Genomic DNA, 12,966 nt, shown 5'->3' with positions numbered 1-12,966 from the left:
TCCACCGGGGTGCGGCGTTCGGGTGTTTCGCGACGGATTCGAGGGACGGACGAGGGATACGGAGCTGCCGCCCGTGACGTGGGGGACCGGACGATTCGGACGGTTCCGGACCCACGCGGCGCACGTACACGGCGCCGGTGGTGATCGTGATTCCGCCCCCGTGTGCCAGTCCGCGTCGCCCGTGCCCGTCACACATCCACGGGAAGCCCCGCCGCGCGCCAGGCCTGGAAGCCGCCGATCAGGTCCGTCGCCCGGTGCAGCCCGAGCTGCCGCAGGGACGCGACGGCGAGACTCGACGCGTAGCCCTCGTCGCAGACCACCACGATCCGCAGGTCGTGGCCCACCGCCTCCGGCAGTCGGTGGCTTCCCCACGGGTCCAGCCGCCACTCCAGTTCATTGCGTTCGACGACCAGTGCTCCGGGGATCAACCCGTCCCGCTCCCGCAGTTGTGCGTAGCGGATGTCGACGAGCAGTGCCCCGTCCCCGGCCGCGGCGGCGGCCTCCCGCGGACCCACCCTGACGAACCCGGACCGGACACGTTCCAGCAGTTCATCGACGCCGACGGGTCCCGACCCGCTCGTGCGATCGACCGGTTCCGACCCGCTCGTGCGGCCAATCGGTTCCGACCCGCTCGTGCGGCCGACCGGTTCGGATCCGGCCGCGCGCCTGTGGCTCACTGCCAGTCCTCCGGCCGTTCCACCTGTTCGAGGCGGAGCACGGAACCGTTTCGGCTGTAGCGCCGGATCCGGGGCAGCGGTGGGAAGTACGCGTGGACGGAGACGGCATGCTCCGTGGCGGACTCGTTCAGCACCTCGTGGACGTGGTGACGGCCGAAGGTCCTGCCCCGACCGGCGGTCAGCACACGGGAACGGTCGATGCCGTCGGTGAGCTCCAGGGTCTTCCAGCCGTCGGTGGGCAGCCGGGCGGCGAGCGAGTACTCCTTGAGGGTGCCGGTCGCGGTGGTGAATGCGCCGATCGAGTCGGCGTGGTCGTGCCAGCCGGTGCCGCTGCCCGGTGGCCAGCCGATCAGCCACGCCTCACTGCCGCCGGGGCCGTCGAGCGGGAGCCAGGTGCGCCCTTCGGGGTCGAGGGGGAGCGAGGCGACGATGCGGGGGTCGGCGGCCGCCCGGCGGACGAAGTCGAGCAGTTCGGCGGACGACGGACCGGAACCGGTCGTCGGCCCGGAGACGGCACCCGGACCGGTGGCCGTCGTAACGGAACCCGTGCGGGCCGACGAGCCGGAAACGGACTCGGTACCGGTGGAGGCGGGCAGGGGTGCGGAGGGTGTGGAAGGAGCAGACAAGGAGAGCCGTCCTGAAGGTTCGCGCGGGCGCACGCCGTACGGAAGAGCGCACGGCGCGGCAGGAGAGGGGCGAGTCAGCAGGACGGGCGACACATGCAGCCCGCATAGCGGACGAGGTCCATATGGACCCTCCGCCACAGGCGCACATCGGTGTCGGTCACGTTCCGGAGTACACCACGCGGACCGGCAGCGGTCAATTGACGTCCACCGTCCGGTCGGAGCACTCGGTGGTGTGCACCGCCCCGCCGCGTACCGCGTCCGCCGCCGCGTGGAGCTCCCGGGGCCGCACTCCGCCGAACGATGCCACGAGATGACCGTCGGGCCTGATCAGCAGGACGGTGTGCGCCGATGCCCCCGGATAGCTCTCCGTCACCAGAAGTTCGCTCCGCACCGGCAGTGCGTCGACCGCCGTGGCGAGTCGGGGCATGACCCCCGCGGTCATCCAGTGCCGCCGTTCCCACACCCCGGTGCCGGGTGCCACCAGGAGCACCAGGAGGTTCCCCAGCCCCAGCCGCTCGCGCAGCCGTACGGTCGTTCCGTCGGGCGCCGTCACCCGCACATCGATGACCGGCGCACCGGGGGGCGTACCCACGGAGGTGTGCGCCTCGGCATGCGCGGGCGCAAGGGGCGAATGCGAGTACGAAGGGGGCGCGCCGAGGGGGCCCCGGCCCAGATGCCCGTCCATGAGCAAGGAGTCGTGCCCCCGTGCGCTCCCCGGGACCAGGGTCCGCAGTCCCCCGCCGCCGCGCAGGACCGGGAGTGACTGGTCGGCGGCCCGCAGCCGCGCGGCCACCGCGGCCCGCCGTTCCGCCTGATAGCTGTCGAGCAGCACGTCCGAGGCGCCCTGGTGCCAGGCGTGCGCCAGTTTCCAGGCGAGGTTCTCGGCGTCCCGCACCCCCTCGTCGAGCCCCTGGGTGCCCAGCGCGCCCAGCAGATGGGCGGCGTCCCCGGCCAGGAAGGCCCGGTCGGCCCGCCAGCGCAGGGCGAGCCGGTGGTGCAGCGTGTACACGCCGGTGTCCAGCAGTTCGTACGGCGGCGTCTCGCCGCACCAGCCGGCCAGGGTGTCCCGGATGCGGGTGATCAGGGCGTCCGGGGTGACCAGTTCGCCGCGCGGCGGCAGCAGCCAGTCCAGCCGCCAGACGCCGTCCGGGAGCGGACGCGCGGTCACCTCGGCGCCGCCGGTGCGCCACGGCGGCAGCCGGTGCAGCACGGCCTGCCCCGGCCAGGGGAGTTCGGTGCGCAGCGCGGCGACGGCATGGCGCTCCACCGCCGTGCGTCCCGGGAAGCGGATGTCGAGGAGCTTGCGCACGGTGGACCGGGCGCCGTCGCAGCCCACCACGTAACTCCCGCGCCACCACGTGGCGTTCGGCTCCCTGGTGTGCACCGTGACGCCGGTGGCGTCCTGTTCGAGCCGGTCGACCCGGCTGTACGGCACCACCCGTACGAGTTCCTGCGTGGCGACCGCGTCCCGCAGTCCGCGGGTCAGGGTGTGCTGCGGCAGGTGGACGGGGGAGGGGGGCGGCGGATCGTCGTCGGCGACGTCCTCGTCCCGGCCCCGGCCTTCGCCCGTGCCCAGGGGCAGTTCACGCACCAGTTGCCTGCGCCGCATGGACCGCCACCCGGACCACCGCGCGCCCTCGTGCCCAAGCGCCGTGCAGCCCAGCCGTTCGACCAGGTCAGCGGTGTCCTCGCGCAGGATCACGGTCCGAGCGGGGCGCGTCTCGTCCCGGCCCGGGTCCTCGTCGAGGAGAACGGAGGGCACACCCTGGGCGGCGAGGGCGAGCGACAGCGCCAGACCGACCGGTCCCGCGCCGACGACGATCACCGGGTCCACGGGGCAACTCCTCGGACCGGGGCGCTCGGTGCGGACACGGGCGGCAGAAAGGCACGGCCCGGCACCGTGACAGGGCATGGAGGAGGTGTGGCGGCGAAGGGTGCAGGGGGCGCGATCACAGAACGTATGCAACCTACTGCCGGTGCCCGCGTCAAGCGACGCCGGACGACGGCGAGGGGCGGTGGCTGATCAGCCACCGCCCCTCAGGCATACGATGCGACGAACCGTCAGACGGCGCGCCCGTCGTCGACGACGAGCGCCGGCTCACCGACGGTCTCCGGTGCGCCCCCCGGCGCGGTTCCCTTGCTCTTCTTGTTGCGCCGCAGCCACCGCTCCAGCCAGCTCGCGAACGAGGTGAGCGCGAAGTTCAGTGCCACGAAGATCACGGCAATGACGGTGAAGCACGCGATGGTGTTGGCGCCGTAGTTGGCGCTCATCGGACGGACCGACGCCAGCAGCTCGGGGAAGGTCATCATGGCGCCACCGAGCGCGGTGTCCTTCACGATGACGACGAGCTGGCTGACGATCGCCGGCAGCATGGCCGTCACCGCCTGTGGCAGCAGTACGAACACCATGACCTGGCCCTTGCGCATGCCGAGCGCCTTGGCCGCCTCCGCCTGACCCTTCGGCAGGGACTCGATGCCGGCCCGCACGATCTCGGCGAGCACGGAGAAGTTGTACAGCACCAGACCGGTCACCACGGCGTACAGCGGACGCACGTCGGTGTCGATGGTGGTGTACTCCGCGTACACCGCGTTCGCGACGATCATCAGGATCAGCACGGGCACGGCGCGGAAGAGCTCCACGACGAAGCCGGCCGGCATCCGCACCCAGCGGTGGTCCGACAGTCTGCCGATACCGAACAGGGCACCCAGCGGCAGCGCGATGATCAGGGCGAAGAACGCCGCTTTGAGCGTGTTCTGGAGACCGGGCCAGATGAACGTCTCCCACGGCTGGGAGCTGGTGAAGAAGGGCTCCCACTTGATCCAGTCGAGCTGGTGCTTCTCGGCCAGGCCGTCGTACACCCACCACGCCACGGCCGCGGCGCCCAGGACGAACAGCACCGTGTACAGGACGTTCCGCTGCTTGGCGCGCGGTCCCTGGGCGTCGTAGAGGACGGAACTCATCGCTTCACCGCCACCTTCTTGCTCACCCAGCCCAGGATCAGGCCGGTCGGGAGGGTCAGAACGACGAAGCCGAACGCGAAGACCAGCGAGATCAGGATCAGCTGGGCCTCGGCCTCGATCATGTCCTTCATCAGGTACGAGGCCTCGATGACACCGATCGCGGAGGCGACCGTGGTGTTCTTCGTCAGTGCGATCAGCACGTTGGACAGCGGGTTGACCACCGCACGGAACGCCTGGGGGAGGATGATCAGGCTCAGCACCTGCGTGAAGCTCAGTCCGAGCGCACGGGCCGCCTCCGCCTGGCCGACCGGCACCGTGTTGATGCCGGAGCGCAGCGCCTCGCACACGAAGGCCGCGGTGTAGGCGACCAGGGCGAGCACGGCCAGACGGAAGTTGACGTCTTCGGTGCCCACGGCACCGAGCTTGACGCCCAGCGTCGAGTACAGACCCAGGGACGAGAACAGAATGATCACGGTCAGCGGAATGTTCCGGACCACATTGACGTACGCGGTGGCGAAGCCGCGCATCAGGGGGACCGGGCTGACCCTCATGCCGGCCAGTAGCGTTCCCCATATGAGGGAGCCGAGGGCGGAGTAGACGGTGAGCTGCACCGTCACCCAGAAGGCCCCCAGCAGGTCGTAACCTTCAAGAAAGTCGAACACGATCTCCCGCGCTTCCGCGTGTCGGAGGGAGGGCTCGGCGCGCCGTCGTTCACGGACGGCGCGCCCGGTCAGCCCTGCTTCACTTGACGACGTTGCCGATCTTCGGGGCGGGCTCGTTCTTGTAGTTCGCCGGGCCGAAGTTGTCCTTCACGGCCTTGTCCCAGGAACCGTCCGAGACCATCTTGGTGAGCGCGTCGTCGATCTTCTTCTTGAGGTCGGCGTCGCCCTTCTTCAGGCCGATGCCGTAGTTCTCGTTGGTCATCTTGAAGCCGGCCAGCTTGAACTTGCCCTGGAACTCCTTCTGCGAGGCGTAGCCCGCCAGGATGGAGTCGTCGGTGGTCAGGGCGTCGATGACCTTGTTCTCCAGGCCGGTCAGGCACTCCGAGTAGCCGCCGTAGGTCTGGAGCTCCGCCTTCGGGGCCAGCTTGTCCTTGACGTTCTGTGCCGAGGTGGAACCGGCGACCGAGCACAGGTTCTTGCTGTTCAGGTCCTCCGGCGACTTGATCGAGTCGTCGTCGGCGCGGACCAGGATGTCCTGGTGCGCCAGCAGGTACGGGCCGGCGAAGTCGACCTTCTTCAGACGCTCGTCGTTGATCGAGTAGGTGGCGGCGATGAACTTCACATCACCGCGCTCGATCGCCGTCTCGCGGTCGGCGCTCTTGGTCTCCTTGAAGACGATGTCCTTGGCGTCGTAGCCGAGCTCCTTGGCGACGTACGTGGCGACGTCGACGTCGAAGCCGGTGTACTTGCCGTCCGGCGTCTTCAGCCCCAGACCGGGCTGGTCGATCTTGATGCCGATGGTGATCTTTCCGCTGCCCGAACCGGCCGAACCGCCGTCCTTCTTGTCGGAACCACAGGCGGTGGCGGTCAGGGCGAGAGCGAGCACGGCGGCCGAGGCGGCGGTGACCTTACGAAGCTGCATGATGACATTCCCTAAAGTTGACGCGATGCGGGTGACCGGCCGGTTCACGGACCGGCGGTGAGGAATCGATCGGCTCGGGCCGATCGATTCCGGTCGATCGGTTCCGATCAGTGGTGAAGGATCTTCGAGAGGAAGTCCTTGGCCCGGTCGCTGCGCGGGTTGCTGAAGAACTGGTCGGGCGTGGCCTCTTCGACGATCTTCCCGTCCGCCATGAAGACGACCCGGTTCGCGGCCGAACGCGCGAAGCCCATCTCGTGCGTGACCACGACCATCGTCATGCCCTCCCGGGCGAGCTGCTGCATGACGTCCAGCACCTCGTTGATCATCTCCGGGTCGAGCGCGGAGGTCGGCTCGTCGAAGAGGATCACCTTGGGATCCATCGCCAACGCCCGGGCGATGGCCACGCGTTGCTGCTGACCGCCGGAGAGCTGGGCCGGGTACTTGTCGGCCTGCGTCGCGACTCCCACCCGCTCCAGCAGCGAACGGGCCTTGTCCTCGGCGGCCTTCTTGTCGGTCTTGCGGACCTTTATCTGACCCAGCATCACGTTCTCGAGCACCGTCTTGTGCGCGAAGAGATTGAACGACTGGAAAACCATCCCGACATCGGCACGCAGCCGTGCCAGCTCCCGGCCCTCCTGCGGCAGCGGCTTGCCGTCGATCGAGATGTCGCCCGAGTCGATCGTCTCCAAGCGGTTGATCGTGCGGCACAGCGTGGACTTCCCGGACCCGGAGGGCCCGATGACGACCACGACCTCGCCGCGGGCGATGGTCAGGTCGATGTCCTGGAGCACATGCAGCGCGCCGAAGTGCTTGTTGACGTTGCTCAGTACGACAAGGTCGTTCGCCGCGGGTGCGGCGTCCTCGGCGCCCTTGGTCACTGAAACTCCGCTCATCGGCTTCTTGCTCCGTCCTCCTCGGTTGGGAAGGACCCTAGGGTTGCGGTGCGACCAGCGTCATCACATCTGAGCGAGAATTGAGGATAACGATCCGGTGGCGCCCGGACACGCCCTGTGACCAGGGATGCGGGCGGGACACCCCGGGCGTACCGGGTGGATAACAGATGGCCCGATGCGACGGGCGGGCTCTTGACTGGCGTACCGCTCATCGGAGTGGATGCCCTGGTACGCCATCACGTGAAACACCTCCGTACGGGGAAGTGACCAGAGGCGTACGAAACACGACACCGGGAGCGGCACGGGCTTCGCACGCGCGCCGCACGGACACCCGTGGCCGCGGGCATCCCGCGGCGACCGGCACCGCACCATCGCACCACGGAAGGAGGGCGCATGAGACTGCTGCTCGTCGAGGACGACAACCACGTCGCGGCCGCGCTCTCCGCGATACTCGCCCGGCACGGCTTCCAGGTCGTGCACGCACGCACCGGCGAGGACGCGCTCCAGGCGCTGCTGCCCGCGGACACGGAACCCTTCGGCGTGGTGCTCCTCGACCTCGGCCTGCCCGACCAGGACGGCTACGAGGTGTGCGGGAAGATCCGCAAGCGCACGTCCACACCGGTCATCATGGTGACCGCCCGCGCCGATGTCCGTTCGCGGATCCACGGCCTCAACCTCGGGGCCGACGACTACGTGGTCAAGCCGTACGACACCGGCGAACTCCTCGCCCGCATCCACGCCGTCAGCCGGCGCACGTCGGTCGGCGAGGACACCGTGTCCACACCGGTCGCCGCGCTGCGCCTGGGGAACGTCCGGATCGAGCTGCCGACCCGCCGGGTCAGTGTGGACGGTTCGGAGATCCAGCTCACCCGCAAGGAGTTCGATCTGCTCGCGCTGCTGGCCCAGCGGCCCGGTGTGGTCTTCCGCAGGGAGCAGATCATCAGCGAGGTGTGGCGCACGAGTTGGGAGGGCACGGGCCGCACGCTCGAAGTGCACGTCGCGTCCCTGCGTTCCAAGCTGCGGCTGCCCGCACTGATCGAGACGGTGCGCGGGGTGGGCTACCGCCTCGTCGACCCGGCCGCGTAGCGGCGGCGGAGACGAACAGAGGCCTACGTCCCAGGTGCGCACCCGGCTGCTTCCCCTTCTCATCGTGCTCATGGCGAGCGTGCTGCTCGCCCTCGGCTTCCCGCTGGCCGTGAGCGTGGCCAACGCCGAGCAGCAGCGCGTCGTCATCGACCGCATCGACGACGCCGCGCGGTTCGCCGCGCTCGCCCAGTTCGTCGCCGAACGCACTCCCGGCTACGAGGAGCGACGCGACACCCTGAGGGGCGAACTCGACACCTATGACTCGGTGTACGGCATCCACGCCGGCGTCCTCTACCGCGACGACAGCGCCATGGCCAAGGCCCCGGCGGACTGGCAGCTGCCCCTGGACGGGGAGGGGCGGGAGGCGTTCCAGGAGGCGCTCCTCGGGCGCCGCAGCCACGATCCGCAGCAGGTCTGGCCCTGGCAGCGGGGCAGGATCGTCATCGCCTCGCCCGTCGTACGGGACGGCGACGTCGTCGCCGTCGTGGTCATCGACTCGCCCACGTCCGAGATGCGCGCGCGCACGCTGCGCGGCTGGCTGCTGATCGCCGCGGGCGAGGCGATCGCCATGCTGGTGGCGGTCGGCGCCGCGATCAGACTCACCGGCTGGGTGCTGCTGCCGGTACGGACCCTGGACGCGGCCACCCACGACATCGCCAGCGGCCGGATGAGGTCGAGGGTCGCGGCCTCCGGCGGCCCGCCCGAACTCAGGCGTCTGGCCCGCTCGTTCAACGAGATGGCCGACAACGTCGAGAGCGTGCTGGAGCAGCAGCGCGCCTTCGTCGCCGACGCCTCGCACCAACTGCGCAACCCTCTCTCCGCGTTGTTGCTGCGGATCGAGCTCCTCGCGCTCGAACTCCCCGAGGGCAACGAGGAGATCGCCTCCGTGCGCACGGAGGGCAAGCGCCTCGCACAGGTCCTGGACGACCTGCTCGACCTGGCGCTCGCCGAGCACGCCGCGGCCGACCTGCGACTCACGGACATCGGCGCGCTCACGGAGGAACGTGTCGCCTCCTGGCGTCCGGTCGCCGACGACAAGGGGGTGCGGCTCCGGTCGGACGGACCGACCGCGGTGACGGCCTGGACGGACCCCATCGCGCTGTCGAGCGCCCTCGACGCCGTCATCGACAACGCGCTCAAGTTCACCCCCGCCGGGGAGGAGGTCCTGGTCACGGTCGGTTCCGGACGCGACGACGTCACGGTGGTCGTCGCCGACCACGGCCCCGGCCTCACCCCGCAGGAGCTGGAACGCGTCGGGGACCGGTTCTGGCGCAGCACGCAGCACCAGAACGTGAAGGGGTCGGGTCTCGGACTCTCCATCTCCAAGGCCCTCCTGGCCGCGGGCGGCGGCTCCCTCGACTACACGGCCAACGAACCGCACGGGCTGCGCGTGACGATGACGGTGCCGCGCAACGGCCCGCAGGGCTGAGCGGCCGTACCGTGTGCGCGGTCACGGCACGACCGGGTACGACCAGGTCGCCGCCGGGCGGGACCCGTGTACGAGCCGGCGCGCGTCACGGACCGAGGGGCACGGACCACGCACTACGCACCACCGGTCACGGCTTGACCGAGCGGTAGTACTGCTTGGCCCCTTCGTGCAACGGCAACGGATCGGTATAGATCGCCGTCCGCAGGTCCACCAGTTGGGCCGCGTGCACCTCGCGCCCGATCCGGTCCCGGCTGTCGATCACGGTCCGGGTGAACGCCGCGGTCATCGACGGATCCGTGCGGTCGGTGGTCACCAGGACATTGGCGATCGCCAGTGTCGGCACCGCCTGACCCTGCTGCGCGTTGCGGTAGGCGTCGGCGGGCATCATGGCCGACCGGTAGTGGCGGGCGGCCCCGCCCACCGCCTGGAGCTCCTTGACCAGCGACGCCTCCAGCGGCACCAGCCGGACCGCGAACCGGTCCGACAGCTCCTGCACGGCGGAGGTGGGCAGTCCGCCCGACCAGAAGAAGGCGTCGAGCCGGTCGGTCTCCAGCTGCCTCGGCATGGTGTCGATGCCGTCGGGCACCGGTGTCACATCGTCGTTCGGGTCCAGTCCGGCGGCCGCCAGCACGCGGTCGGCCACCAGCCGCACCCCCGATCCCGGCTGCCCCACCCCGATGCGCAGGCCGCGCAGGTCGGAGACCTGGCGCACCGGCGAGTCCCGGGGCACCACCAGCTGGATGTAGTCGTCGTACAGCCGCACGCAGCCCCGCAACCGGTCGGCGCCCGGACCGTGGTCGCGCAGATAGGTGGCGAGGGCGTCGGCGGTGGCGATGGTGAAGTCGGCCTTCCCGGTCGCCACCCGCGCGATGTTCTGCTGGGAACCCTCACTGGTCCGCAGCCGGATCGACACCTGCGGCAGATCCCTGGCGAGGTCGCCCATCAGCCGCTCGCCGTAGCGCTGGTAGACCCCGCTGCGCACCCCGGTGCTGAACGTCAGCGTCCCGCTCGGCACCGGCTTCCCGAGCGGCAGCAGCCACCACAGCAACAGCCCGAGCACGACGACGAGGACGGCACCCGCCCGGAAGGCGCGCCGGCGGCCGATACGGGAGAGTGCCTGGAGCATGGCGGCGATCCTGCCAGCCCGTCCCCGCGATGACCAGGGCCGGGGCTCCGGAGCGGGAAGCGCTCCCGGGACCGCCTACCCTTGAGGGATGACCAGCAGCAGCGACCGGAGCCTCGCAGTGGACGTCCAAGCACCCAAGAGCTACGAAATCCGCACCTACGGGTGCCAGATGAACGTCCACGACTCCGAGCGGTTGTCCGGTCTGCTGGAGGGCGCGGGTTACGTGCGGGCAGCCGAGGGCTCCGACGGGGACGCCGACGTCGTCGTCTTCAACACGTGCGCGGTGCGGGAGAACGCCGACAACAAGCTCTACGGCAACCTCGGCAGGCTCGCCCCGATGAAGGCCAGGCGCCCCGGCATGCAGATCGCCGTCGGCGGCTGTCTGGCGCAGAAGGACCGGGCCACCATCGTCGAGCGGGCCCCCTGGGTGGACGTCGTCTTCGGCACGCACAACATCGGCAAGCTGCCGGTGCTGCTGGAGCGCGCCCGCGTCCAGGAGGAGGCCCAGATCGAGATCGCCGAGTCCCTGGAGGCGTTCCCCTCCACCCTGCCCACGCGTCGCGAGTCCGCCTACGCGGCGTGGGTCTCCATCTCCGTCGGCTGCAACAACACCTGCACCTTCTGCATCGTTCCGGCGCTGCGCGGCAAGGAGAAGGACCGCCGCACCGGCGACATCCTCGCCGAGATCGAGGCACTGGTCGCCGAGGGCGTCTCGGAGATCACCCTGCTCGGCCAGAACGTGAACGCGTACGGCTCGGACATCGGCGACCGGGAGGCGTTCTCCAAGCTGCTGCGCGTCTGCGGGACGATCGAGGGCCTGGAACGGGTCCGCTTCACCTCCCCGCACCCGCGCGACTTCACGGACGACGTGATCGCGGCCATGGCCGAGACGCCCAACGTGATGCCCCAGCTGCACATGCCGCTGCAGTCCGGCTCGGACACCGTGCTCAGGGCGATGCGCCGCTCGTACCGCCAGGAGCGCTTCCTCGGCATCATCGAGAAGGTGCGCGCCGCGATGCCGGACGCCGCCATCTCCACCGACATCATCGTGGGCTTCCCCGGTGAGACCGAGGAGGACTTCGAGCAGACCCTGCACGTGGTCCGCGAGGCGCGCTTCGCCAACGCCTTCACCTTCCAGTACTCCAAGCGCCCCGGGACCCCGGCCGCCGAGATGGAGGGGCAGATCCCCAAGGAGGTCGTCCAGGAGCGCTACATGCGCCTGTCCGCCCTCCAGGAGGAGATCTCCTGGGAGGAGAACAAGAAGCAGGTCGGCCGGACGCTGGAGATCATGGTCGCGGAGGGCGAGGGCCGCAAGGACGGCGCCACGCACCGCCTCTCCGGCCGCGCCCCCGACAACCGCCTGGTCCACTTCACCAAGCCCGACGAGGAGGTGCGCCCGGGCGACGTGGTGACGGTGGAGGTCACGTACGCGGCCCCGCACCACCTGCTCGCCGAGGGACCCGCGGTGGGCGTGCGGCGGACCCGGGCCGGCGACGCCTGGGAGAAGCGCAACGCCGCCGAGGCGGCCAAGCCGGCCGGAGTGATGCTGGGGCTGCCCGGCATCGGCGCCCCGGCCCCGCTGCCGGCCGCGGCGGCCCCCGGCTGCGGCTGCGACTGAGAGCGTGTCGGGCGACCTCCCTGAGCCCGGCGCCCGCCCGCTCCGGCGATGACGGCGGACCGGCCGCGGGGCGGCGACGGCCGGCCGGAGTCGTGTGCTCACGCAGTACGCTGCCGACCATGCTTGTCGCCGCCGCAGTCTGCCCCTGTCCGCCCCTGCTGGTACCCGAGGTCGCCGCCGGTGCCGCGCCCGAGCTCGACGCGCTGCGGAAGGCGTGCGCCGATGCCGTGGACGTGCTCGCCACCGCCCGGCCCGACCTGTTGATCGTGGTCGGGCCCGCCGCCCACGCGGGCCGGGGACCGCACTCCGAGGGTGCCACCGCCACGTTCCGGGGCTTCGGCGTCGACCTCGGCGTACGGCTCGGGCGCGACCTGGGGCGGGTGGCGGACCGTCCGCTGCCGCCGTCCCTGGCCGTGGGCGCCTGGCTGCTCGCCGACGCACGCTGGTCGGACGCACCCGTCGAAGGTCTCGGCGTGGGGGAGCCCCTGGAGACCGAACGCTGCGTGAGCTCGGGGCGGGACCTGGCCGCCCGGGCGGACCGGGTGGCGCTGCTGGTGATGGGCGACGGCAGCGCCTGCCGCACGCTCAAGGCCCCCGGCTACCTGGACGAGCGCGCAGAGGCGTTCGACGCCGCCGCCGCGCGCGCCCTGGGCGCGGCCGATCCCGGTGCCCTGGTCGCATTGGACGCGTCGCTCGCATACGAACTGAAGGCGGCCGGCCGCGCGCCGTGGCAGGTCCTGGCGGGCGCGGCCGAAAGGGCCGACCTGAGCGGGCGGCTGCTCTACGACGACGCCCCGTACGGCGTCGGCTACATGGTCGCCGCCTGGTCCTGAGACCCCGACGGGAGCCGTCCGCCGGGCCCCGGGATCCGTACCGGGAGGGCACCGCACGGAGGCACGCGTGCGGCGGGCGGCCGTGCGGTCCTCGCACCGCGCGGCCGCCCGTCGGCGCGGTTCTCCCGTCCCG

At 70.8% G+C, this 12,966-nt stretch carries 13 protein-coding genes; 4 read left to right on the top strand and 9 right to left on the bottom strand.

The window, feature by feature from the left end:
- Positions 1-188 precede the first annotated feature (188 nt).
- The 8 genes from AMK22_RS28675 to AMK22_RS28645 form a co-directional block, all read right to left on the bottom strand.
- Positions 189-617 carry a rhodanese-like domain-containing protein gene (locus tag AMK22_RS28675; RefSeq protein ID WP_073789804.1) on the bottom strand — a complete coding sequence of 143 codons (429 nt, stop codon included), beginning with the start codon at positions 615-617 and terminating at the stop codon, positions 189-191.
- A gap of 56 nt (positions 618-673) precedes the next feature.
- A complete protein-coding gene (locus AMK22_RS28670; RefSeq protein ID WP_073789802.1) occupies positions 674-1,147 on the bottom strand; it encodes a cysteine dioxygenase in 474 nt (157 codons plus the stop codon).
- 230 nt (positions 1,148-1,377) lie between these two features.
- Positions 1,378-1,449, bottom strand: a complete 72-nt coding sequence (locus AMK22_RS42120) for a putative leader peptide (RefSeq protein ID WP_317852217.1) — start codon at positions 1,447-1,449, stop codon at positions 1,378-1,380.
- Between the two features lie 47 nt (positions 1,450-1,496).
- Entirely contained in the window at positions 1,497-3,137 is a 1,641-nt protein-coding gene (locus tag AMK22_RS28665) for an FAD-dependent monooxygenase (protein WP_073789753.1), read from the bottom strand.
- Positions 3,138-3,364: 227 nt separating this feature from the next.
- Entirely contained in the window at positions 3,365-4,264 is a 900-nt protein-coding gene (locus AMK22_RS28660) for an amino acid ABC transporter permease (protein ID WP_073789751.1), read from the bottom strand.
- A complete protein-coding gene (locus AMK22_RS28655; RefSeq protein ID WP_073789750.1) occupies positions 4,261-4,926 on the bottom strand; it encodes an amino acid ABC transporter permease in 666 nt (221 codons plus the stop codon). The genes AMK22_RS28660 and AMK22_RS28655 overlap by 4 nt, the downstream gene beginning before the upstream one ends.
- A gap of 79 nt (positions 4,927-5,005) precedes the next feature.
- A complete protein-coding gene (locus tag AMK22_RS28650; RefSeq protein WP_073789748.1) occupies positions 5,006-5,848 on the bottom strand; it encodes a glutamate ABC transporter substrate-binding protein in 843 nt (280 codons plus the stop codon).
- A 107-nt stretch (positions 5,849-5,955) separates the two neighbouring features.
- Positions 5,956-6,741: an amino acid ABC transporter ATP-binding protein gene (locus AMK22_RS28645; RefSeq protein ID WP_073789747.1), complete on the bottom strand. Its 786-nt coding sequence runs from the start codon at positions 6,739-6,741 to the stop codon at positions 5,956-5,958.
- 393 nt (positions 6,742-7,134) lie between these two features.
- Here AMK22_RS28645 and AMK22_RS28640 point away from each other — a divergent pair, with 393 nt between their 5' ends.
- Positions 7,135-7,827, top strand: a complete 693-nt coding sequence (locus tag AMK22_RS28640; protein ID WP_073789745.1) for a response regulator transcription factor — start codon at positions 7,135-7,137, stop codon at positions 7,825-7,827.
- A gap of 34 nt (positions 7,828-7,861) precedes the next feature.
- Complete coding sequence (locus AMK22_RS28635; RefSeq protein ID WP_073789744.1) at positions 7,862-9,256, top strand: sensor histidine kinase; 1,395 nt, start codon at positions 7,862-7,864, stop codon at positions 9,254-9,256.
- A 127-nt stretch (positions 9,257-9,383) separates the two neighbouring features.
- Here the strand turns inward: AMK22_RS28635 and AMK22_RS28630 are convergent, their stop codons facing one another.
- On the bottom strand, positions 9,384-10,382 hold the full coding sequence (locus tag AMK22_RS28630) for a TAXI family TRAP transporter solute-binding subunit (protein WP_073789742.1): 999 nt from the start codon (positions 10,380-10,382) through the stop codon (positions 9,384-9,386).
- An 88-nt stretch (positions 10,383-10,470) separates the two neighbouring features.
- On the opposite strand from AMK22_RS28630, the gene miaB reads away from it, so the two are divergent.
- Both miaB and AMK22_RS28620 read left to right on the top strand, forming a co-directional pair.
- Entirely contained in the window at positions 10,471-12,000 is a 1,530-nt protein-coding gene (gene miaB / locus AMK22_RS28625) for a tRNA (N6-isopentenyl adenosine(37)-C2)-methylthiotransferase MiaB (RefSeq protein WP_199883337.1), read from the top strand.
- 119 nt (positions 12,001-12,119) lie between these two features.
- Positions 12,120-12,833, top strand: a complete 714-nt coding sequence (locus AMK22_RS28620) for a class III extradiol dioxygenase subunit B-like domain-containing protein (protein ID WP_073789738.1) — start codon at positions 12,120-12,122, stop codon at positions 12,831-12,833.
- Positions 12,834-12,966 lie beyond the last annotated feature (133 nt).

Source organism: Streptomyces sp. CB01580 (assembly GCF_001905795.1).
Taxonomy (GTDB): domain Bacteria; phylum Actinomycetota; class Actinomycetes; order Streptomycetales; family Streptomycetaceae; genus Streptomyces.
Note: the sequence above shows the minus strand (reverse complement) of the source record. Positions and strands in the feature narration are given on the sequence as shown.

Coding starts and splice junctions, on each gene's coding strand:
- AMK22_RS28650 (WP_073789748.1), bottom strand. CDS start 5,848: ATGCAGCTTCGTAAGGTCACCGCCGCCTCGGCCGCCGTGCTCGCTCTC.
- AMK22_RS28660 (WP_073789751.1), bottom strand. CDS start 4,264: ATGAGTTCCGTCCTCTACGACGCCCAGGGACCGCGCGCCAAGCAGCGG.
- AMK22_RS28640 (WP_073789745.1), top strand. CDS start 7,135: ATGAGACTGCTGCTCGTCGAGGACGACAACCACGTCGCGGCCGCGCTC.
- AMK22_RS28630 (WP_073789742.1), bottom strand. CDS start 10,382: ATGCTCCAGGCACTCTCCCGTATCGGCCGCCGGCGCGCCTTCCGGGCG.
- miaB (WP_199883337.1), top strand. CDS start 10,471: ATGACCAGCAGCAGCGACCGGAGCCTCGCAGTGGACGTCCAAGCACCC.
- AMK22_RS28620 (WP_073789738.1), top strand. CDS start 12,120: ATGCTTGTCGCCGCCGCAGTCTGCCCCTGTCCGCCCCTGCTGGTACCC.
- AMK22_RS28645 (WP_073789747.1), bottom strand. CDS start 6,741: ATGAGCGGAGTTTCAGTGACCAAGGGCGCCGAGGACGCCGCACCCGCG.